General features: G+C 72.4%; 21 protein-coding genes. 12 read left to right on the forward strand and 9 right to left on the reverse strand.

Annotated features, from left to right (window positions below):
* Positions 1-19 precede the first annotated feature (19 nt).
* Both ACWDXC_RS29180 and ACWDXC_RS29185 read left to right on the forward strand, forming a co-directional pair.
* Positions 20-1222 (forward strand): hypothetical protein, encoded by a 1203-nt coding sequence (locus ACWDXC_RS29180; RefSeq protein WP_449986921.1) that lies wholly within the window; start codon positions 20-22, stop codon positions 1220-1222.
* Between the two features lie 35 nt (positions 1223-1257).
* Positions 1258-1707, forward strand: a complete 450-nt coding sequence (locus ACWDXC_RS29185) for a hemerythrin domain-containing protein (protein ID WP_219508491.1) — start codon at positions 1258-1260, stop codon at positions 1705-1707.
* Here the strand turns inward: ACWDXC_RS29185 and ACWDXC_RS29190 are convergent.
* On the reverse strand, positions 1701-2345 hold the full coding sequence (locus ACWDXC_RS29190) for a response regulator (protein ID WP_449987333.1): 645 nt from the start codon (positions 2343-2345) through the stop codon (positions 1701-1703). The two genes, ACWDXC_RS29185 and ACWDXC_RS29190, sit on opposite strands and share 7 nt — an antisense overlap.
* Before the next feature lie 32 nt (positions 2346-2377).
* Positions 2378-3586 carry a sensor histidine kinase gene (locus ACWDXC_RS29195; protein WP_449986923.1) on the reverse strand — a complete coding sequence of 403 codons (1209 nt, stop codon included), beginning with the start codon at positions 3584-3586 and terminating at the stop codon, positions 2378-2380.
* Positions 3587-3688: 102 nt separating this feature from the next.
* On the opposite strand from ACWDXC_RS29195, the gene ACWDXC_RS29200 reads away from it, so the two are divergent.
* Entirely contained in the window at positions 3689-4324 is a 636-nt protein-coding gene (locus ACWDXC_RS29200; protein WP_449986925.1) for a hypothetical protein, read from the forward strand.
* Here ACWDXC_RS29200 and ACWDXC_RS29205 read toward each other — a convergent pair.
* From ACWDXC_RS29205 to ACWDXC_RS29215, 3 genes are read right to left on the reverse strand one after another with little or no spacing between them, the layout of a single operon-like run.
* Positions 4321-5271, reverse strand: a complete 951-nt coding sequence (locus ACWDXC_RS29205; RefSeq protein WP_449986927.1) for an NAD-dependent epimerase/dehydratase family protein — start codon at positions 5269-5271, stop codon at positions 4321-4323. The two genes, ACWDXC_RS29200 and ACWDXC_RS29205, sit on opposite strands and share 4 nt — an antisense overlap.
* 10 nt (positions 5272-5281) lie before the next feature.
* Positions 5282-5938: a response regulator gene (locus ACWDXC_RS29210; RefSeq protein WP_449986929.1), complete on the reverse strand. Its 657-nt coding sequence runs from the start codon at positions 5936-5938 to the stop codon at positions 5282-5284.
* Positions 5939-5952: 14 nt separating this feature from the next.
* Positions 5953-7149 carry a histidine kinase gene (locus ACWDXC_RS29215; RefSeq protein WP_449986931.1) on the reverse strand — a complete coding sequence of 399 codons (1197 nt, stop codon included), beginning with the start codon at positions 7147-7149 and terminating at the stop codon, positions 5953-5955.
* Positions 7150-7298: 149 nt separating this feature from the next.
* On the opposite strand from ACWDXC_RS29215, the gene ACWDXC_RS29220 reads away from it, so the two are divergent.
* The 4 genes from ACWDXC_RS29220 (at position 7299) to ACWDXC_RS29235 (ending at position 11476) form a co-directional block, all read left to right on the forward strand.
* Positions 7299-7769 (forward strand): hypothetical protein, encoded by a 471-nt coding sequence (locus ACWDXC_RS29220; RefSeq protein ID WP_449986933.1) that lies wholly within the window; start codon positions 7299-7301, stop codon positions 7767-7769.
* 36 nt (positions 7770-7805) lie between these two features.
* Positions 7806-9341, forward strand: coding sequence for a PucR family transcriptional regulator (locus ACWDXC_RS29225; RefSeq protein ID WP_449986935.1), 1536 nt, complete (start codon positions 7806-7808; stop codon positions 9339-9341).
* Positions 9342-9462: 121 nt separating this feature from the next.
* The gene (locus ACWDXC_RS29230) at positions 9463-10713 is read left to right on the forward strand and encodes an NAD(P)/FAD-dependent oxidoreductase (protein ID WP_219508498.1); all 1251 of its coding nucleotides are present in this window, start codon (positions 9463-9465) and stop codon (positions 10711-10713) included.
* 70 nt (positions 10714-10783) lie between these two features.
* Positions 10784-11476 (forward strand): sulfotransferase family protein, encoded by a 693-nt coding sequence (locus tag ACWDXC_RS29235; protein WP_449986937.1) that lies wholly within the window; start codon positions 10784-10786, stop codon positions 11474-11476.
* Here ACWDXC_RS29235 and ACWDXC_RS29240 read toward each other — a convergent pair.
* Positions 11473-12522, reverse strand: a complete 1050-nt coding sequence (locus ACWDXC_RS29240) for an aldo/keto reductase (protein ID WP_449986939.1) — start codon at positions 12520-12522, stop codon at positions 11473-11475. The genes ACWDXC_RS29235 and ACWDXC_RS29240 overlap by 4 nt on opposite strands.
* A gap of 72 nt (positions 12523-12594) precedes the next feature.
* Between ACWDXC_RS29240 and ACWDXC_RS29245 the strand changes: the two genes are divergently transcribed.
* Entirely contained in the window at positions 12595-12990 is a 396-nt protein-coding gene (locus ACWDXC_RS29245) for a MerR family transcriptional regulator (RefSeq protein WP_219508501.1), read from the forward strand.
* On the opposite strand, the gene ACWDXC_RS29250 is transcribed toward ACWDXC_RS29245, so the two are convergent.
* Positions 12991-14250, reverse strand: coding sequence for a C39 family peptidase (locus ACWDXC_RS29250; RefSeq protein WP_449986940.1), 1260 nt, complete (start codon positions 14248-14250; stop codon positions 12991-12993).
* Positions 14251-14331: 81 nt separating this feature from the next.
* Positions 14332-15660 carry a protein kinase domain-containing protein gene (locus ACWDXC_RS29255; protein WP_449986942.1) on the reverse strand — a complete coding sequence of 443 codons (1329 nt, stop codon included), beginning with the start codon at positions 15658-15660 and terminating at the stop codon, positions 14332-14334.
* A gap of 88 nt (positions 15661-15748) precedes the next feature.
* Here ACWDXC_RS29255 and ACWDXC_RS29260 point away from each other — a divergent pair, with 88 nt between their 5' ends.
* The gene (locus tag ACWDXC_RS29260; RefSeq protein WP_219508504.1) at positions 15749-16222 is read left to right on the forward strand and encodes a PPOX class F420-dependent oxidoreductase; all 474 of its coding nucleotides are present in this window, start codon (positions 15749-15751) and stop codon (positions 16220-16222) included.
* Here the strand turns inward: ACWDXC_RS29260 and ACWDXC_RS29265 are convergent.
* A complete protein-coding gene (locus tag ACWDXC_RS29265; protein WP_449986944.1) occupies positions 16203-16556 on the reverse strand; it encodes a DUF488 domain-containing protein in 354 nt (117 codons plus the stop codon). The two genes, ACWDXC_RS29260 and ACWDXC_RS29265, sit on opposite strands and share 20 nt — an antisense overlap.
* A gap of 121 nt (positions 16557-16677) precedes the next feature.
* Between ACWDXC_RS29265 and ACWDXC_RS29270 the strand changes: the two genes are divergently transcribed.
* The 3 genes from ACWDXC_RS29270 (at position 16678) to ACWDXC_RS29280 (ending at position 21669) form a co-directional block, all read left to right on the forward strand.
* Positions 16678-16872, forward strand: coding sequence for a CsbD family protein (locus tag ACWDXC_RS29270; RefSeq protein WP_219508506.1), 195 nt, complete (start codon positions 16678-16680; stop codon positions 16870-16872).
* Positions 16873-17516: 644 nt separating this feature from the next.
* A complete protein-coding gene (locus ACWDXC_RS29275) occupies positions 17517-19328 on the forward strand; it encodes an ABC transporter transmembrane domain-containing protein (RefSeq protein ID WP_449986946.1) in 1812 nt (603 codons plus the stop codon).
* Positions 19329-19950: 622 nt separating this feature from the next.
* Positions 19951-21669: a serine/threonine-protein kinase gene (locus ACWDXC_RS29280; RefSeq protein ID WP_449986948.1), complete on the forward strand. Its 1719-nt coding sequence runs from the start codon at positions 19951-19953 to the stop codon at positions 21667-21669.
* The last annotated feature ends 39 nt before the right edge of the window (positions 21670-21708 follow it).

Raw genomic sequence — 21708 nt, forward strand, 5'->3', positions numbered from 1 at the left:
CCCCGGGTAGGTCGCGCCCATGAGCTTCGACCCACTCCAAGAGCGGGGCATCCCGCTCGACAAACAGCTACGCAACTGGCGCGAGCTGAACGTCATGCCCATCGACCCCGACCACGCCGACCCGTACACCCGGTGCCGGATCATCGCGATGAACGGGATCGAGGTGGAGGCGATCCTCTTCAGCCACCAGCTCGCCCGGCACTGCCCCGACCTGGAGCTCAAGCAGCAGCTCGCCCGGGTCCGCTACATCGAGGCGCAGCAGCAGAAGGCGGTCAACTGGCTGCTGCCGGGCGTCTCCTCGGTGCTGGAGACCACGCTCGCCTACGAGCAGGTGGCCGTCGACCTGACGGCCTGGGTGGCCCGCATGGAGCCCGACCCGTATCTCAAGCAGGCCTACCAGTTCGGCGTCCTGGAGGACTTCGACCACCTCTACCGGTACGCCAACCTGTACGAGATGATCGAGCACCGCAAGGCGGAGAAGATCGTCGACGACCTCACCGAGGTGATGCCGGGCCGCCCGACGTACCTGCACCACCGCGACCCCGTCGACAACGTACGCGAGCCGTACGACAAGAGCAGCACCGAGCCGATCTCCAAGCTGCACGCGCTGACCATCATGGCCGCCGAGCAGCAGACCATGAACTTCTACATGAACGTCGGCCCCACCTACATGGAGCCGATCGCCCGCCAGCTCTACCAGGAGATCGGGCTCATCGAGGAGGAGCACGTCACCCACTACGAGTCGCTGGTCGACCCGGGCGAGAGCTGGTGGGAGATGCTGCTCAACCACGAGTACAACGAGTGCTACCTCTACCACTCGTTCATGGAGACCGAGTCCGACCCCAAGGTGAAGGCCATCTGGGAGCTGCACCTGAACATGGAGCTGGAGCACCTGCGGCTGGCCGCCGAGCTGTTCAAGAAGCATGACGGCCGCGACCCCGAGCAGGTGGTGGCCCCGGCGCTGCCGACGCCGGTCACGTTCGAGCCGAACAAGGCGTACCTGCGCGAGCTGATCGCCACGCAGATCGACTACACGACGCTGGGCACCGGCTACGTGCAGGAGGCCCACGAGCGGTTCGAGAAGATGCAGGACGCGATCATGGGCGGTGAGAAGGCGCCCTCGGAGCGGGTCATCGAGGAGAATCGCAGCAAGTCGGGCGAGGAGTACCGGCTGGAGACCGAGGGCCCGCACCCGGTGGAGAGCCTGCGCCTGGGCCGCTGAGGTTGGCCGGCCGGGGCCGGGGTAGTCCCGTTGCCATGGCTGCCGACGTCATCACCCTCATCACCGCTGATCACCGGCGGGTGGAAGCACTGCTCGACCGGCTCAAGGCGGAGCGGGGCGAGCGCCGGGACACCGTGGCCGAGCTGCACGTCCTTCTCACCGCGCACGCTCGTGCCGAGGAGGATCGGGTCTATCCCGGCATCGACGCCCATCACGGGCTGGAAGCACACAAGGAGGCCGAGGTCCTGCTCGACGCGCTGCGGCGCGCCGAGGCGGGCTCGGCCGGGTTCGTGGAGACGCTGGAGCTGCTGGCCGAGTCGATCGTCCCGCACATGCGGGAGGAGGAGACGACGATGCTGCCGCTGCTGGCCAGGACGGCGGGCGACAAGCGGTTGAAACGGATCGGCGCCGCCTTCGCCGAGCGCAGGCAGCAGCTCCTGCGCGCCCTGGCGGCGGCCAAGCCCCTGGAACAGGCCGGTCAGTAGCCCCGGGTCACCCAAACGGCGAGCTGGGTCCGGTCGCGCAGGGAGAGTTTACGCAGGCAGCTGGAGATGTGGTTCCTGGCGGTGCCTTCCGAGATGTCCAGCCGCCGGGCGATCTCCCGGTTGGTCGCGCCGAGTCCGACCAGCCGGGCCACCTCCAGCTCGCGCCCGGTGAGCGGCCCGGTGAGTGGCCGGATGAGTGGCCCGGTGAGTGGCCCGGTGAGCGGCGTCGCGGCGGGCGGCTCGTCCTGCCGCAGCGCGGCGACCAGCCGCGCGGCCGCGGGCCCGCCGAGCACGGTCTCCCCGGCGGCGGCCCGCCGCACGGCGCCGACGAGCTCGTCAGGCGGCGTGTCCTTGAGCAGGTAGCCGCGGGCGCCGGCGCGCAGCCCGCCGAAGATGTACGCGTCGTCGTCGAACGTGGTCAGCATGATCGCCGCGATGTCGGGGAAATCCGTGCGCAGCCGCCCCACCAGCTCGACCCCGTCCATCACGGGCATCCGGGCGTCGACGAGCGCGACGTGCGGACGCTCGTCCGCGGCCGTCCCGGCGAGCAGTTCGAGGGCGTCGAGGCCGTTGCGGGCCGCTCCGGCGACGGCGATGCCGGGCTCGATCTCCAGCAGCTTGCGCAGCCCTTCGCGCATGAGGATCTGGTCGTCGACCAGCAGGACGCGGATCACGCGGGCACCGTCGCGGTCAGCGCGAATCCGTCGCCGGGCCGGTTGTCGATCCGCAGGACGCCGCCGATCCCGGCCAGCCGCTCCTCCAGCCCGCGCAGGCCGAAGCCCTCTGCCACGCGCTCCGGGTCGGCGCCGTCGCCGTCGTCCGCGATCGTCACCGTGATCTCCCGGGGCGCGCAGCCGAGCGCGACCTCGACGCGGCGGGCCCGCGCGTGCCGCAGCACGTTCGTCAGCCCCTCCTGCAGTATCCGGTAGCAGACCAGCTCGTGCCCCTCGGCCACGGCGGGCCACTCGCCGTCCACGGTGAACGCCACCTCCAGGTCGGCCGACCGGAACGAGGCGGCCAGCAGCTCCATCGCGGCCGCGCCGGTGCGGCCCTCCATGCGCAGCGGCTTGAGCGCGCGGACCCATCGGCGGGTGTCGTTCAGCGCGTCGAGGGTCAGCTCCTGCGCCTGGCGCACCTCGTCCCACGCCGAGGCGGGCCGGGCGGTGCGGAACCTCAGGGCGTTGGCCAAGCTCATGTTGATGACCGTGAGGTGGTGGCCGACGCTGTCGTGCATGTCGCGGGCCATCCTGGCGCGCTCGTCGGCGACGGCCAGGTCACGCGACTGCTCGGCGTGGCGGCGCAGCGCGGCGTGCGCCTCCTCCAGCTCCGCCAGCAGGCGCCGGGTCCGTACGGCCTGCCGGTGCGCCTCCAGCAACGCCATCATGACCAGGACGATCACCAGGCAGAGGAACATCGCGAGCAGCCCGTTGACCACGGCCATGAACAGCGTCTGCGCCGGGTTGACCAGGCCGGCCCCGAAGTGCAGCAGCCCGGTCAGGACCGGGTAGAGCGCCGCGCCGCGCATGCCGAACACGACGAGCGCGTTGCCCACGGCCAGGCACGAGATGAGCAGCGTGGTGATGCTGCCCGCGGACATCATGAGCAGGCTCGCGCCCAGGAACAGCACGGTGACGGCCTTGCGCCCGGCAGGCGCCGAGGCCCGCCACGGCAGGAAGAACCACAGCACGCACGCGGCGAGCAGGGCGGCGGCGCCGATCCAGAACAGCGCCGAGATCAGCGGCTGTGCCGCCAGGCCGGGCCGGATGTCGGGGTGCAGGGTCGCCAGGTAGATGAGCGCGCTGAGCAGCGCGGCGCCCCAGAAGGTGATCTCCAGCGCCACCGGGGCCCGGTCGCCGTCGAACTCCGTCCAGCCCCGCATGCTCGCAGCATACGGCGGGCCGCGCGGGGCGGGCAGATGACATCCGGCACATGACAAAAAGCGGATGTTCTGCCCGTAGGCCGCGAACCTACGGTCGGTGCCATGAACTTCCCCAGGACAGGAGCCGTCATCGCCACGCTCTCCTTGGCCGCCATGCTGGCCGTGAGCTGGGCGCTGTGGGACGCGCTGCCGGAGCTGATCACGACCCGGGAGGCCACGCCCGACCGGGCCGGGGTCCGGGTGCCGCGACTGCTGGCCGCCGGGGCGCTCCCGGCCGCGCTGGTGCTCGTCGTGGCAGCCCTGGGCGCGGGCGTCGTGGTGGGGCGGCGGGCCCCGGCGGTCCTGAACACGCTGTTCACGCTCACGCCGTCGCGGGCCGCGCTGAGCGTGGTGCTCGGCACGGTGCCGCCGTTCCTGCTGGTCCTCCACACGGGACTGCTCGCCTGGACCGCCGGGTACGCGGTCCCGGTCGAGCAGATCATGGCCGCCTCCCTCGGCCTGCTGCTGGTCGCGCTGGGCCGGGCGCTGCCGAGGGTCACCCCGGACCTGCCGGAGGCGCCGGCCCGCGAGTGGAAGCGGGCGCAACGGCCGGGCGGGCTGGCGACGACGCTGGTCGGCGTCGCGTGCGCGGCGGCGGCCTGGGTCCTGCCGCCGCTGCCGGTCGCGGTCGCGGCCGTGCTCCTGGTGGCCGTGGTCCACCTGGTGATGGGCCTGGTCACGGTGGCCCGGCTGCGTTAGGCGGGCGCGTGGATGATCCCGTCGCGGATCAGCCGGTCGACGGCCTCGGCGACCGCCTCCAGCGGCGTGTAGCGGGGGCGGAAGCCGAGCAGGCGCTCGGCCTTGGCCATCGAGCAGTGCGGGCTGTGCGCGATGTGGTCGTAGGTGATCTCGGCGTCCGGCTCCGGCACGGTCTCCCGCCACCGCTCCCACGGCAGGAACGCCAGCCGCGCCTCCTGCCCGAACCAGCCGGCCACCGCCTCGGCGTAGCCGCGCAGCGTGAGCGCGGAGGAGGCCACGCAGTGGAAGCTCTCCCCGACGGCGGCCGAGCGGGCGGCCAGCGCGGCCATGAACTGCCGGGCCACGTCGTCGGCGTGCACGTGCTGGACGGTCTCCAGCCCCAGGTTGGGCAGCGTCAGCACGTCGCCGTCGGCCAGCGTCTGGAACGCGGCGGGATCGACGTTGCCCGCCGGGGTGACCGGCACCCAGCCAGGCCCGGTGATGTGCCCGGGGTGCAGCACGGTGACCGGCAGCCCGCTCTCGTGCAGCAGGTAGGACTCGACGGCCGCCTTCTTGATCCCGTAGTCGCCGAACGGCCGCCGGGGGCGGTCCTCCGTCGTCGGCACCTGCTCGCTGGGGCCGTGCACCCAGATCGTGCCGCAGTGCAGGAAGTGCCGCACCCGCCCGGCCAGGGCCTCGGCGAGCTGCCTGGCGCTGGACTCCTCGAAGCAGATCAGGTCGATGACGGCGTCGCCGCCCAGGCCGGCGATCCGCGCGCCGAACGTCCCGGCCGCCTCCTCCGCCTCCCGGTCGGCGACCACCGTGGTGACCTTCCGCCAGGCGCCGTGCGGGGTGTAGGGGCCGCGCCGGCCGCGGCTGACGGCCACCACGTCGTGTCCCGCCTCGACGAGCCGGGGGATCAGGTAGGTGCCGATGTGCCCGCTGGCGCCGATCACCACAGTGCGCATGGGGACCAGCCTAGATGCGCGGCTCGCCGGCCGCCTGGAGGTAGGTGAGCACCGCCAGGACCCGCCGGTTGCCGTCCTCGGCCTGGAGGCCGAGCTTGGCGAAGATGTTGCCGATGTGCTTGACCACCGCGCCCTCGGTGACGTGCAGCCCGGCGGCGATGTGGCCGTTGCTCTCCCCGGCGGCCATGCGGCCCAGCACCTCGCGCTCGCGCTCGCTCAGCGTGTCGATGGCGCGCGGGCGGTTGGCGGCCATCAGGTGGCTGATGACCTTGGGGTCGATGACGATCCCGCCGCCCGCGACGACGTCGAGCGAGTGCATGAAGTCGGTCACGCGCCCCACGCGGTCCTTCAGCAGGTAGCCGACGCCGCCCCGGGGCTCGGCGATGAGCTTGGCCGCGTAGGCGTCGCCGAGATACTGCGACAGCACCAGGACGCCGATGCCCGGATGGGCGGCGCGGATCTCCAGGGCGGCGCGCAGCCCGTCGTCGAGGTTGCGCGGCGGCATCCGCACGTCGGTGATCACCACGTCGGGGCGGTGCTCGGCGACGGCCCGCAGCAGCTCGTCGGCGTCCTCGACGGCGCTGACGACCTCGTGGCCGAAGCGCTGGAGCAGGGCGACCAGCCCTTCCCTCATCAGTGCCGCGTCCTCGGCGATCACCACACGCATGATCCCATTGTCGCTCATCGAGGACGGGGGATGTCGGCGACGATCCTCGTGGGGCCGCCGGGCGGGCTGTCCACCACAAGGTCGCCGGAGAGCATCGCGGCCCGCTCGTACATGCCGACGATCCCGGTCCCGCGCGCCGAGCTGGCGCCGCCGAGGCCGTCGTCGGTGACGGTCAGCACGATGCGGTCGCCGGGAGCGGCCAGCGTGACGTGGATCCGGTCGGGCATGGCGTGCTTGACGGCGTTGGCGACGGCCTCGCTGGCGATGTAGTAGAGCGACGACTCGACCGGCAGCGGGAGCCGCCCGACGCCGTCGGCCTCGACCGTGGCGGGCACCGGCATGCGGTGCCCGAGCTCGCGCAGCGCGGCCCCGAGCCCGTCGTCGATCAGCGTGCGGGGGCGCAGCCCGTGCACGACGTCGCGCAGGGTGTCGAGGGCCAGCTCGTTCTCGCGCCTGACGGCCTCCAGCGACTCCAGCGCGGCGTCCTGCTTCGGCCCGGCGGGGATGGACTCGCGCAGCTCCAGTTCGAGCATGCCGAGGCGCATCGCGGCCGTGGCCAGGTGCTGCTGGGTGCCGTCGTGCAGGTCGCGCTCGATGCGCTGCCGCTCGCCCTCGAACCGCTCCAGCTCGGCGATGTTGGCCCTGGCCAGCGACGTCACCTGGGACTGAAGCTCGTCCATCCGGGGCGAGAGCAGCATCGTGGCCAGGAAGCTCTGCCCGCAGGCGAGCAGGGTCGAGACGTACGGCAGCGCCACGGTGGCGAGGAGGCTGGCGGCGAGCGCGAGCGTGAGCTCCAGCGGCTCGGGCCGCGTCTGCCATTCGATCGCGGTGAACACGACGAGCGCCACGACCACCCAGAGCACCGACAGGGCGGCCGCCACGGCGAGGAACACGACGGACAGCAGCCCGGTCGCGAGCTGCACCACCGCGAAGGCCACCTCCCGCCAGAACATCGGCTGCTGGAGCCTGGCGAGCCCGTGCGGGCCCGGCGGCCGGGGGATGGGCTCGAACCCGGCCAGCCGCACCATCCGGCGTTCGATCCTGGCCATGTACGCGGCCCAGAACGGGAACAGCAGCGGCAGGCTCACGGCCACGACCCCCGGCGCCCACAGCAGGGCGTGGACGAGGGTGTAGACCAGGCCACGCCACGGCCAGCGCGACGTCAGGAACCTGAAGGGGGAGCCGCGGAGAGCGGACCAGGCGTTGGACATGTCGTGCAGCCTATGGAGAACGGACATCTCCGGTCAGTGAGGGCACGAGGAGCCTTCAGGTGGACTTTCCCCTACCCCAAAACCCCACAAAGAGGATCATCCATATGCAAACATGATCTCGCTTCGTTCCCGATGAAAGGACGTACCACGTGCGTAAGAAGGCCCTCGCCCTGGCAGCCATGCTCGGCGCCGGCACGGTCCTCCTGCACCCGGCGCCGGCGATGGCCGCCGGCTACACCCCTGAGGCCGCGTGCGCCGAGCAGTCCGGGAAGGGCGGCTGGACGCATGTGAGCGACAACAGGCGTGCGGTGAAGCACCGGGGCTCGACGTGGGGTCACGTCTACCTGATGTGGAACCGCGCCAGCCAGCAGAACTGCGTCGCCATGATCAAGACCAGGTACGCCGGCAAGTCCACCTACACCCAGGCGATCCTCAAGGTGCAGGGCGGCGGCGCGTACCGTGACCCGGGCACGCTGACGGCCAGGACGTACAAGTACTACGCCGCCGCCATCGGCTACGGCAAGGGCCAGTGCGTCGACTTCGAGGGCAGGACGACCAACGGCACGCGGAACTACGCCACCGCCGTCGGAAAGCGCGGCAGGCTCGCCAACTGCGGCTGACCTCCGCCGCGGGCATCCTGCGTGTACGCTGCGCGGATGCTGAAGCTGGACCGGTTGGTGAACGTGCTGGGAGGCTACGGCGCGCGGCTGCGGCTGGCGCCCGCCTCCCGGGGCGTCGAGCTGCGCAGCGTCGTCGTCCACGATCCGGCCGACGACCGGCCGGCCGGCGGTGACGTGTACCTGGCGGTGGGCGTGGAGTCGACCGCCGAGGCGATCCGGCTGGCCCGTACCGCCAGAGCCGTCGTGGTGCTGGTCCGCGAGGGCGTCCCGGGCGACGACGAGGCCCTGGCCGGCGCCCGCGACGCCGGGATGGCCGTGCTCGCCGTCGACCCCGAGGTGTCCTGGAGCCAGCTCCTCGGCGTGGTGTACGGCCTGGTCCTGGAGGGACGCGAGACCGAGGCGGGCCGCGGCCCGACCGACCTGTTCGCCTTCGCCGACACGCTGGCCGGCGAGCTGGGCAACCCGGTGACGATCGAGGACCAGATGTCGCGGGTGCTGGCCTACTCGGGCTCCCAGCAGAGCTCCGACCCGGTTCGGCTGGAGACGATCCTGGGCCGCCGGGTGCCCGACTCGATGCGGCGGCTGCTGGCGCGCAAGGGGGTCTTCCGCCACCTGGCGACCTCCGACGAGCCCGTGTTCGTGGCGCCGTCGCCGGAGCACGGGCTGCGCGGCCGGATGGTGGTGGCCGTGCGGGCCGGGCGCGAGCTGCTGGGGTCGATCTGGGTGGAGTGCGAGCGTCCGCTGGAGGGCGCGCCGCTGACCGTGCTGGCCGACGGCGCCCGGGCCGTCGCGCTGCACCTGCTGCGCTCGCGGGTGAGCGCCGACCTGGAGCGGCAGGTGGAGTCCGACCTGGTCATCCAGTTGCTGGAGGGCACCGCCGACGCCCCCGCGCTGATCAGCCGGCTGGGGCTGCCCGGCGGCCAGTTCCGGGTGATCGCGTTGCAGGCGCACGTCGGCGACGAGGCGCACGCCGCGATCCTGATGGCGTTCGAGCGGGCCACGACCGGGTTCGGCTGGTCGCGGCCGGGGCGCAGCGCGCTGTTCGGCAACACGCTCTACACGGTGCTGCCCAGCGGCGGCGAGCCGGCGCCCGCCCGCGACTGGGTGGCCGCGATCGCGCACGTGCTGCCGCGCCGGGTCACGCTGATGGCCGGGGTCGGCGGCCCGGCCGTGCCCGCGCAGCTGCCCGCCAGCAGGCAGGAGGCGGACGAGAGCCTGGCGCTGCGAGCCGCCCGGCCCGACGGCGACCTGGCCGTGGTCTACGACGAGTCGTGGGACGCGATCCTGCTCGAGCGGCTGCGGGCGGCGGCGTCGGCGGGCCGCACCCCGGCGCGCGGTCCGGTCGCCGAGCTGACCAGGCACGACGCCGAGCACGGCACCCGCTACATCGAGACGCTGCGCGCCTGGCTGGAGGCGCAGGGCGATCTGGCCGTGGCCGCCACCCGGCTCGGCGTGCACCCGAACACCGTCCGCTACCGGTTCAGGAAGATGACCGCGATCACCGATCTGGGCCTCGACCAGCCGGAGAAGCGGCTGGCGATGATCATCGCGTTGGCCGCCGCGTCGCACTAGCCGGGCCGCGTTGTCCTGGCCGGACAAACGGCGGCCCCCCGGTTGTCGCGCGCAGATGAACCGTTCTCGCGTCCTACGGGCGATCCTGCAGGTGTAACGCGACAGAGCGGAGAGGGTGGCAATGCGTATCGACGGCGGGCCGCGAACGGCAGTGGTGATCGGCGCCGGTGTGGTGGGCCTGTCCACCGCCTGGTTCCTGCAGGAGCGCGGCGTCGAGGTGACCGTGGTCGACCGTGACGGGGTCGCGGCCGGTTCCTCCTGGGGCAACGCGGGCTGGCTGTCGCCCGGCCTGGCCATCCCGCTCAACGAGCCCGGCGTGCTCCGCTACGGCCTGCGCTCCCTGCTCGACCGGGACGCGCCGCTGCACGTGCCGACGACGCCCGACGTGGGGCTGTGGGCGTTCCTGACCCGGTTCGCGCTGCACTGCAACTGGAAGGACTGGGGCCGCGCCGTCCGGGCCAACCTCCCGTTCAACGAGGAGTGCCTGGAGGCGTTCGACGTCCTCACCGCCAGCGGCGTCGAGGCCCCCACCGTCGAGGCGCCGATCATGGCCGCCTTCCGCACCCCGAAGCAGGCCGTCTCGCTGCTGCACGAGCTGCGCCGCATCAACGACTCCGGGCTGGAGATCCGCTACGCCGCCTTCGAGGGCGCCGAGCTGCGCAAGCAGGCTCCGCAGCTCTCCGTGCAGGCCGAGGCGGGCATCCGGCTCGACGGGCAGCGTTACGTCGACCCGGGCGCGTTCACCCACGCGCTGGCCGACGCCGTCACCGCGCGCGGCGGCGTCATCCGCGACGGCTTCACCGTGACCGGCGTGGACCAGGAGGGCGGCAAGCAGGTCGTGCGCGCCGCCAACGGCGACAGCGTCAAGGCCGACGCCGTCGTGCTCGCCACCGGCGCCTGGCTGAACCGGCTCGCCAAGGAGTGGGGCGTGCGGACCCAGGTACGCGCCGGGCGCGGCTACTCCTTCACCGTGCCGACGGACGAGCCGGTGCGCGGCCCGATCTACCTGCCCGCAGTGCGCGTCGCCTGCACCCCGTACCAGGGCAAGCTGCGTGTCGCGGGCACGATGGAGTTCCGTGACCCGGACGCCCCGCTCTTCCAGCGCCGCGTGGACGCGATCATCGCCTCCGCCAAGCCGCTGCTGACCGGCGTGCACTGGGAGGAGCGCACCGACACGTGGGTGGGCCCGCGTCCCGTCACCCCTGACGGCATGCCGCTGATCGGCGCAACCCGGGTGCCCGGCATCTACGTCGCGGGCGGCCACGGCATGTGGGGCCTGACCCACGGCCCGGCCACCGGCCGCATGCTCGCCGAGCAGATCACCACGGGCAAGCAGCCCGAGGCGCTGCGGGCGTTTGACCCGACTCGCTGACTTCTTGTCACATTGCGGGCCTCTTGCGTCTCTAATGGGAGTAGGCATTCCCGAGAGCGAGAGGCCCAACATGTTAGAGGTGATCGGCGCGGGGTTCCCGCGCACCGGGACGAGCTCGATGAAGGCCGCGCTGGAGCGGCTGGGGTTCGGACCCTGCTTCCACATGTTCGACGTCATGACCAAGCCGGGCATCGCCGAGCGCTGGGCGCCGCTGGCCGGCGGCGGCGAGCCCGACTGGCCCCGGGTGTTCGACGGCTACCGCTCCTCCCAGGACTGGCCGGCCTCCCACTTCTACCGCTCCCAGGCCGAAGCGTTCCCCGACGCCAAGGTCGTCCTGACCGTACGCGACCCGCACGCCTGGTACGTGAGCATGGGCACGCTCATGGCCGAGGGCCCCGGCCGCGAGCTGCCGCCCGACCTGCCCGAGGCCGCCGCGGCGGTGTTCGGCAGGATGGACCTGATCACTCCGCTCCTCACCGAGATCGGGCGGGACGTGTTCGGCCTCGACGACTGGACCTTCACCGACGGCATGCCGGAGGAGAAGGTCGCGCTGGCCGCCTTCGAGCGGTACGTGGACAAGGCCAGGGCGAGCCTGCCGGCGGACCGGCTGCTGATCTTCGACGTGCGCGAGGGCTGGGAGCCGCTGTGCCGATTCCTCCGCCGTGACGTCCCCGACGAGCCGTTCCCGCACCTCAACGACGCCAAGGCGATGGCCGCCACGCTCGACAGGCTGGTGCGGGAGGGCGTCATCGAGCCGCGCTAGGCCGCCGGCCGGTCGCCGAGCGGACGGCGGCGCAGAGCCGGGTCCGTGAGCGACGGAGGGCGCCACGCCCCGTCCGGCTGGTACAGGTTCACGCCGGGCGGGACGATCTCGTCGATGCGGTCCAGCGCCGCGTCGTCGAGGACGAGCGAGGCGCCCTTCAGGCTCGCTTCGAGCTGGGCCGGCGTGCGCGGCCCGATGATCACGGACGTGACGGCGGGATGCGCCAGCGGGAACGCCGTGGCCAGCTCCGGCAGCGTGCAGCCGAGGTCGCCGGCCAGCTCGATCAGCCGCTCGACGGCGTCCAGCTTGACCTGGTTCTCCGGGATCGCCGGGTCGAACCGGGCCGGGGTGATGCGGGCCCGGCCGCTGGACAGGTCGATCGGCCCGCCCTTGCGGATCCGGCCCGTCAGGAACCCCGACGCGAGCGGGCTCCACGTCAGCACGCCCATCCCGTACCTCTGGCACGTCGGCAGCACCGACGCCTCCACGCCGCGCGCCAGCAGCGAGTACGGCGGCTGCTCGGTGCGGAAGCGCGGCAGCCCGCGCCGCTCGGCCACGTGGTGCGACTCGGCGATCTGCTCCGCCGGGAACGTCGAGCAGCCGAACGCCCGGATCTTCCCCTCCCGTACCAGGTCGCCGAGCACGCCCAGCGTCTCCTCGACGTCGGTCGTGTGGTCCGGCCGGTGCACCTGGTACAGGTCGATCCAGTCGGTGCGCAGCCGCCGCAGGCTGTCCTCGACCGCCATGACGATCCACCGCCGCGAGTTGCCGCCCCGGTTGCGCCCCTCGCCCATCGGGAAGTGCACCTTCGTGGCCAGGACCACCTCGTCACGCCGCCCGGCCAGCGCCTTGCCGACGATCTCCTCCGACTCGCCCGCCGAGTACATGTCGGCCGTGTCGACGAAGTTGACGCCCGCGTCGAGCGCCGTGTGGATGATCCTGGCGCACTCGTCGTGGTCCTGGTTGGCCACGAAGCCGAACATCATCGTCCCCAGGCAGTGCGTGCTCACCTCGATGCCGGTGCCGCCGAGAGCGCGGTAACGCATGGTCCCTCCAAGAGTCCGGTACGTGGTCCGCACGCTAGGAGTTAGAGTCGGCTCTAGGTCAAACTGGACACCATGCTGACCATCTCGCAGGTCGCCGAGCGCACCGGCCTGAGCGTGCACGCCCTGCGCTTCTACGAGCAAGAGGGCATCCTGGCCCACCCCGTCGAGCGTGACGCCGGAGGCCGCCGCGTCTACACCGAGGACCACGTCGACTGGCTCGGCATGTGCGTGCTCCTGCGCGCCTCCGGCATGCCGCTGCCCGACATCCGCCGCTACACCGAGCTGGTCCGCCAGGGCCCCGGCACCGAGGACGAGCGCCTGGAGCTGATGCGCGCCCACCAGGAGCGGGTGAGCGGCCAGATCGAGGAGCTCACCCGCTGCCTGGACCTCATCACGTTCAAGGTCGGCGTGTACGAGGACCGCGTCGCCGACTCGCCCGGCCGGGCGTGCGGCGTCTCACGGCTGTGATCACCAGTTGGCCGGCAGCCCCGGCGTCGTGGCGGGCAGCGCGTGGCCCGGCGGGTGGATGACGTACACCACGCCGCCGCTGCTGGAGCTGCGCAGCCACACGTTCTCGAAGTCGGCCCGCGGGTAGACCCGGCGCACCGCGTCGTTGCTGGGCGAGGCCGGATCGTTGGCGATCACGTCGCCGTTCTCGGTGAAGCCGACGACCACCATGATGTGCCCGTCCGTCCCGTACCCGGCGCCGGGCAGCTCGCCCTTCTTGAACGACTGCGAGGTGATCACCGGGATGCCCGCGCCGACCAGCTTCTCCAGCTCCGTCAGCGTCCGCAGCCGCGTCACGAACCCGTCCACGCCGTAGCGGCCCGCGTAGGCGACGTTGAACGGCCAGTTGCCCGCGCCCTGGTAGGCGTGGTCGTAGGTGTAGCGCGCCGCGTGGTCGACCTCCGGGTTCGGGTCCGACGGGTCCACCCAGGCGGTGTCCTGCGCGCTCGGCCACCGGCCCCAGTAGCCCAGCACCATCGTGGTCGAGGACGGGCTGCACCACGCCTGGCCGCCGCCGTCCCACTCCGGGTAGTGGCCCGAGTGGATGCTCTGCGAGCGGCGCGGCACGTCCAGCTCCGTGCCCCACGCGCCACCGCCGGGGCTCACCGGGACCCTCTTGCGCTCCGGGACGTGCGAGGCCATCGCGCCCAGCGTGCGCACCCGTGGCGTCACCGCCGAGCCCGGCTTCCGGTAGAGGGTGACGCGGAGCTGGTAGGCGTCGATCAGCCGGCCGTCGGCGGCCACCAGCGTGTCGACGGCCACGTTCGCGTCGGCGTCGCCCTGGCCGGGCACCGACGTGCGGCGGATGTCGCCCTCGCCGTAGGCCCAGCGGCCCAGCACGTACCACTTCGTCAGCCCGGCGGCGTGCCGGGCGCGCGCCTCGACCTGCATCCAGCTCCCGGCCGGGATGTCGGCCGTCCAGGAGGCGATCAGCTCGGTCGCGCCGAAGCCCGTCTGCCGCTCGGGCCCGGTCCAGCGGGCGTACTCCCAGGTCCGGGTGCCGAGGGCGTCGGTGTAGGAGGCGGTGCCCGCGACGCTCGCGAACGACAGCCCGTCGCCGGCGGTGGTGCCCTCCGCGGTGCCGCCGGCGAAGTCGGCCCGCTGGTAGACGACGTCGGCCTGGCCCGCCGCGGGCTTCGCCGCGGCGACGGCCTGGCCCGTGGGCGCGGTGAGCGCCGTGGCAAGCACGACGGTGGAGAGGAACGCGGTCAACGTACGCATGTACCCACCTTCACGGACGGCGTTCGAACCGGCAGACAGTAAGCACGGCGGGTATGGGAACGCATCGGCAAATGTACGTAACTAGCGCTTGGGGCCCTTGCCGTGGTCGGTCTTCCTCCTGGCCTGACCGGGGGGCTGGTCGGGCCGTTGCTGGTCGGACGAGTTCACGGCCCGGCGGGAGCGCGCACGGGACGTCTCGCCGGCCTGGGTCGTCTGCGTGGTCCTGCTCTGGGGCGCCGCTTCCGACGGGGTGGCCGCTTCCGATGGGGTCGGTTCCGAAGCGGCCGGTTCCGAAGCGGCCGGTTCCGATGGGGGCGCGTCCGACGGGGTCGTCTGCGGGCGCGTCGTCTCCGGTGCCGGCTCGGCCGTGGCGGTGACCGTCGCTGTGGTTGTGGCCGTGGCCGTGGCGGTCGCGGTGGTGGTGGGGTGCGGGGCGGGCACGGGCGGGCCCGCCACGGGGGTGGCGCTCCACGACATGGCGGCCACGACGATCCCGGCCAGCGCCAGCAGCCCCGCCGTCTCCCTCCGCCGCCCTCCGGCGCACCAGCGCCGCCCGCGGCCCGTCCGCTGTGCGGCGGCCCCGCCCGTCGGCCGGTCGGGCGGCGCGGGCTCGGACTGGCCCAGCAGGGCGGTCAGCTGCGCGTGCGCCTCGGCGGCGCCGGTGCGGCGTTCGGGGTCCTTCTCCAGCAGCCCGCCGATCAGCGGCGCCAGCTCACCGGCCCGCTCGAACGGGTCCGGGCGGGTGCTCACGACCGCGCTCAGCGTGGCCAGCTCACTGCTGTGCCGGTACGGCGCCCGGCCCTCGACCGCCGCGTACAGCGTCGCCCCCAGCGACCACAGGTCGCTCAGCGCCGTGGACGGCCCGCCGCCGGCCCGCTCGGGCGCGATGTAGGCGGGCGTGCCCACGACCACGCCGGGCCGGCCCGACGACGGCTCGCCGTCCAGCGTCGTCGCCAGCCCGAAGTCCGTCAGGATGGCGTGTCCCTCGGAGGTGAGCAGGATGTTGCCCGGCTTCACGTCCCGGTGCAGCACCCCCGAGGCGTGCGCGTAGCGGAGCGCGGCCAGCACCTCCAGCCCGATGCGCGTCACGGTCGGCACGGCCAGCGGGCCCCGATCGGCGATCATCCTGGCCAGGCTGCTCGACGGCACGTACTGCATGACGATCCACGGCCGCTCGCCGGCCAGCACCACGTCGTGGACGGCGGCGATGTTCGGGTGCGTCAGCTTGGCGGCGATGCGCGCCTCCCGCATCGTGTCGGCCGCCCGCTGCCCGGCGGCGGTCACCTCCTTGATCGCGACCTCGCGGTCGAGGAGCTCGTCGCGGGCCCGCCACACGGCGCCCATGCCGCCCTCTCCCAGCTTCGAGAGCAACCGGTAGCGCCCGCCCAGTAACCACCCTTCCAAGGACATGTCACTGGCTTACCCGATCAACGGACATCACGCAACGCATTCGTACGAGTACTGGAAGGTCGTCTGAAGCTATGGAAAGGTAGGTGAAATGGCTCCAAGGATCGCGACAGCCAGCCGGGTGGAGCTGCCCGAGCTGCTCGACTTCCTCCGTCCCCGGCACCACGGCCTGCTGTCGACCACCCGCGCCGACGGCCGCCCGCAGCTCTCGCCCGTCACCTGCGGGGTCGACGGTGACGGCCGGATCGTGATCTCCACCTATCCGGACCGCGCCAAGGCCGTCAACGCGCGCCGCGACGACCGCGTGTCGATCTGCGTGCTGTCGGACGACTGGGACGGCCCGTACGTACAGGTCGACGGCCGGGCCGAGGTGCTCGACATGCCGGAGGCGCTGGAGGGCCTGGTCGAGTACTTCAGGTGCATCTCCGGCGAGCATCCCGACTGGGACGAGTACCGCGAGGCCATGCGCCGCCAGGACAAGTCGCTGATCCGCGTGCGCATCGAGCGCTGGGGCCCGATCGCGACCGGCGGCTTCCCGGCGCGGCTCAGCCCGCCCGCTCCTTGAGGTAGTCCCGCAGGACGACCGCCTGGTTGTGCTCGGTGTCCTTGGCGCCGTAGAGCAGCGTCACCCGGCCCTTCACGGCGGCGTCGAGCAGCGGCCGGACGGCCTCGTCGCGCCCGGCCAGCTCCTCGCGGTAGCGCTCGGCGAACTCGGCGAACCGCTCGGGCCGGTGCCCGAACCACTTGCGCAGCTCTGTCGAGGGCGCCGCGTCCCGCGCCCAGCCGTCGAGCCGGAGGTCGTCCTTGCGCACCCCGCGCGGCCACATCCGGTCCACCAGGAACACCGCGCCCTCGGCCGGCTCGTGGTCGTAGACGCGCTGGATCTCGATCGGTCCCATGCTCTGGATGATGCCCCTGACCCCGGGGACCGTACGTGTCCGCCATGCCGTGGGGGAGGTTTTCCGGCACCGGGCTCGGATAGGAGGCAGGCCCGGATCAAGCGACAGACAGGGGGCCGACATGGGCGCCGATGACAAGATCTCGAACAAGGCCGAAGAGCTGAAGGGCAGGGCCAAGGAGGGCGTGGGCCGGGCGACCGACGACGAACGCCTCGAGGCCGAGGGCCGTGCCGACCGCAGCAAGGGCAAGGTCAAGCAGGCGGGCGAGAAGGCGAAGGACGCCGCCCGCAACGTCAAGGACGCCTTCAAGCACTGAGGCACAGCACCGCCTCAAGCGCTGGGGCACCGCCTCAAGCACTGAGGCTCGCGATGCACCTGGGGCCGGGGAGGGTCCGCCGTACCAAGGCGAAACACCTCCCCGGCCCCTTCCGTGTGCTTGACGTTCTTGACGGGTCCGCGGGCCGGGTTCCACGGTGACGCTCAGGCGCTCCACAAGGTCGCGACGGCAGGCCGGACCGTTTCCCCGCAAAGGCTGGATTCACCGCATTTTCCCTCCGGGCATTTGATCACCTAGCCCATTTCCGCCCATTTACCGCAACAAAAAGGAACGGGTGGGACCGGTCAAGTCTTCTTTGGCCGAAGTGATTGGGGTGATTTACGGGTATATCAGGACTAGTGTCCCTTTAGGGCACTACAAACAGGGGGAGGAGAAATGACTCTCATTCAGAGTGGTTACCGGTCCCACTGCTACCGTCGCCGCTGCTGTCGGCGCCGCAGGTACTACTGTGGCTGCCGTCGTAGGCGGTGGTGGTGGTAAGAGAACGCCGTGAGAGTCGGCGGGCCGACCGCCGTCTCTCATTCTCTTTTCCTAGGCGGGGAGACCGTCCGGCGCTCGCGCCGGCGGTCTCCCTCCGCCGAACCTTCCGTGAATTCTGGCCCAACACCCGCGGCCTGCGCTGGTTGCTCGCCGCGGGCGTCGTTTTCGCCGCGGTCGCCGCGCTCTGCGAAGTCGCGGCGATCGGCTTGTTCGGCCGGATCACCGATGAAGTGCTCACCACCCGCGACCTCGGCGCGTTCTGGGGGCCCGCGCTCACCTGGCTCGGCCTCGCCGCAGTCGCCGGCGTCGCCTCGCTCACCGGCACGTACGCCACCGCCGTCGGCGCCGAGCGCTTCCTGCTGAGCCTGCGCGACCGGGTGTTCACCCACATCCAGACGCTCTCGCCCGACTACGGGGAGAACCGCCGTCTCGGCGACCTCATGGCCAGGCTCACGGACGACATCGAGGCCATCGAAGAGCTGATGGGATCGGGCCTGGTCAAGCTGTTCACCACGGCCGCCAGCGTGGTCTTCTTCGCCGGCGCCGCCTTCTACGTCCGCTGGGACCTGGCCCTGGTCACGATGGCGCTGGTCCCGGCCTTCCTCGTGGTGTCGAAGATGTTCGCCTCCCGCTTCAGGGTGGCCTCGGCGCGCGAGCGCTCCAGCAACGGCGAGATGAACAGCGTCATCGAGGAGGGGCTGGCCAACCAGGCGCTCGTCCAGTCCTACAACCGCCAGTCCGCCGAGTCGGCCCGGCTGCACGCGACCGGCCGAGGCTGGCTGCGCGCCAACCTGTCGCAGGCGTGGCTCGCCGGCCTGTACGGTCCCGCCGTCCAGGTGCTGGAGACCGTCTGCCTCATCGTCATCCTGGGCGTCGGCGCGTGGGAGATCGCCGCCGGACGGCTCACGCTGGGCGGCCTGCTGGCCTTCGCCGCGTACCTGGCCATGCTCTACCCGGCCGTGCAGAGCCTCGGCGAGATCGCGCTCACCGTGTCGGAGGCTGCGGCCGGCTCCGACCGCGTCATGGAGGTGCTCAGGACCAGGCCCTCCGTCGAGGACGCCCCCGGCGCCAGGCCGCTCCCCGGCCGCGCCGCCGGCCGCGTCGGCTTCGAGCACGTCGGCTTCCGCTATCCCGGCCGCAGACGGCCCGCCCTCCAGAACCTGTCGTTCACCGCCGAACCGGGCGAGCTCGTCGTGCTCACCGGACCCAGCGGCGCGGGCAAGTCGACGCTCGCCAAGCTGCTGCTGCGGTTCTACGACCCCGACACCGGCCGCGTGCTGCTCGACGGCCACGACATCCGCGAGCTCACCAGGGCGTCGCTGCGCGACAACATCACGATCCTGCACCAGGAGACGCTGCTGTTCTCCGGGACCGTACGCGACAACATCGCCTACGGCCGGCCGGACGCCACCCACGACGAGGTCATCCGCGCCGCCGAGCTCGCCGGGGTGCACGACTTCGTCAGGACCCTGCCCCGGGGGTACGACTCCCAGGTCGGGCAGCGGGGCCGGCTGCTGTCCGGAGGGCAGCGGCAGCGCGTGGCCATCGCCAGGGCGATCCTGCGCGACGCCCCCGTGCTCGTCCTCGACGAGCCGATGACCGGCCTCGACCAGGCCACGGCCACGCGCATCATGGAGCCGCTGCGACGGCTCATGGCCGGACGGACCACCATCCTCATCACCCACGACCTGCGTCACCTGCCACAGGACGCACGCGTGATCGAGCTGGAGCCGACCGGCCGGGAGAGCCGGATCCGCCTGAAGCGGCTCGGGGCTCAGCGGGAGAGCCCGAGGCTGTTGAGCAGCCCGGTGACGCCGATGTTGTCCAGCAGCGAGGACGAAGCCGACGGGGCCGACGGCGTTGCCGGTGCCGAGGACGAGCGCGGCGCGGTCGTCGTCGCCGACGAGGTCGGACGGTTCCACGGGCCCGTCCACGGGCCGATCCACGGGCCGTAGGGCTGCTGCCACTGCGGACGGTAGGAGTGCGGCCAGTTCGACCGGTAGGAGTCGGCCCAGTGCGGGTGGTAACGGCGGTGGTACTCCTCGCACCACGGCGCCGTGATCAGGCCCCGGACGTGCCCGTTCACGTTGACCGTGCCGACCGGGCCGGTGCGCCTGGCGGTGGCGTTCGCGTTCGAGTTCGAGTCGAAGACCTGGCCCATCAGCGCGTGGACGTAGCCGTTGATCTCGGCCCACTCCTCGGCGGTCGGCTGCCTGTCGTAGCTGATCCGTACGCCGTCACGGCCGTACTCGTCGTCGGTCAGGTACTGGACCAGCTCGTCGTCGCCGATCACGTCGCGCAGCGGCGAGTGCGGCAGGTACGTGGCGTTCGCGCACCACTCCCTGAGCCGGTCGTCGTAGTCGTCGGCCGCGGCCGGCGCGGCCATCAACGTGACGCCGGTGGCCGTCGCTGCGAGTGCGGTGATGACGTGCTTGTACATGGGTGCCCCCTGCGGGTGGTGATCTGATCATCCGCAGTGGTCAGTACCCATAGTGAGCTTTCAACTACTCCATGGTTGGATCTGGCCGTCTTTACCCGGACTGCCGTCGTCCGAGCGGAACGCGTACTCTGCTGCCCATGCGTGAACGGGTCATCGACGGCCGCTTCGAGCTGCGCGAACGGCTCGGCGGCGGCGGCATGGGTCTGGTGTGGCGGGCCTGGGACACCGCCCTGCACCGCGACGTCGCGCTCAAGGAAGTGCGGCCGCCCGACCCGGCCATGGACGAGCACGACCCGGCCCTGGCCCGCGAGCTGCGCGCGCGTGTGCTGCGCGAGGCCCGCGCGTTGGCCCGGCTCAACCACCCGCACGTCGCCACCATCCACCACATCGTCGACGAGGGCACGGACACGTACCCGTGGCTCGTCATGGAGCTCGTCACCGGCGGCTCGCTCCAGGACCGGCTCGCCCACGGTCCGATGCCCCCGGCGGAGGTCGCGCGGCTCGGCCGCGAGGTGCTGTCGGCGCTGCGCGCCGCCCACGCCGTCGGCATCCAGCACCGCGACGTCAAGCCCGCCAACGTCCTGCTCCGCTCCGACGGGCGCTCCGTCCTGACGGACTTCGGCATCGCCGCCGTGCGCGAGGCGCCCAGCCTGACGGCCACCGGGTCGTTCATCGGCTCACCCGAGTACATGGCGCCCGAGCGCATCAACGGGCACGAGGGCGACCCGGCCTCCGACCTGTGGTCGCTCGGCATGATGCTGTACGTGGCGGTCGAGGGGCGGCATCCGTTGCGCCGCGCCACCACGCTGGCGACGCTCGCGGCGGTGCTCAACCAGGAGGTGCCGCCGCCGGAACGGGCAGGGGCGCTCGGGCCCGCCCTGATGGCGCTGCTCAACCGCGACCCGTCGGCCCGCCCCGACCCCGAGACGCTCGACCACCTCCTGACCGTCGCCACCGACGCCCCCTCGGCCCACGGGGGCGGGCCGTTCGGCGGCGCCCCGCCGGTCGAGGCGCCGACCCACCCCCCGGGCGGGCCTTACGGCCACCAGCCCGCGGGCAGCTCGCCGACGCACCCGCCGGGGCCCTTCGGGGGCTCGCCGTACCCGCCTCCCCGGGGAGCGGTGACGCATCCCCCCGGCCGGCCCTACGGCGGCCCGCCGGCCCCCGCGCCCTACGGGATGCCCACCCAGGGGCGGACCGCGGGGAAGCGGAAGACCGGCAGGATCGTCGGCGCGATCTCGGCCGCCGTCGTCGTGGCCGTCGCCGCCGTCGTCTGGACGCAGCTCCCCTCCTCGACCGGCGACCCCCAGCAGCGGCCCGAAGACGCCGCCACCCTCGCCGCCCCCGACCGCACCCCCACCGAGGACCCGGCGGCGGAGGAGGAGACCACCACCCCCACCCCCCGCGCCGTCAACCTGCACACCGAGGCGGGCATGCGCGACCTGATCAAGGCCATGAAGCCCGTCATCGGCGGCACCAAGGTCTACGGCCTCACCGTCTACCCCACCTACGCCTCCGCCGAGGCCCCCGCGAAGGCCCGCAAGGGCGCCTACGACCGCTACTTCTACCGCGACGGCGTCGTCACCAAGCAGGAGGGCTTCGGCCACACCACGAAGTCCCCCGCCGTGGACCTGGAATCGTTCGACTGGAGCGTTCTCCCCGCCCTGTTCCGCAAGGCGCCGAAAGCCCTGAACGTCCCCAAACCCACCTCCCGCTACTTCATCGTCGACACCGACTACCCGTTCACCGCCGCCACCCGGCAGGTCCTGCTCGTCTACCTGAGCGACGAGTACGACGGCGGCCACCTCGTCGCCGACCGCAAAGGCAAGATCCTCAGGACGAACCCCGCAGGATAGCCCCGTTTGACGGCTACCGCCCCATCGGGCCGGCCCGCC

The organism is Nonomuraea sp. NPDC003214 (assembly GCF_053590035.1).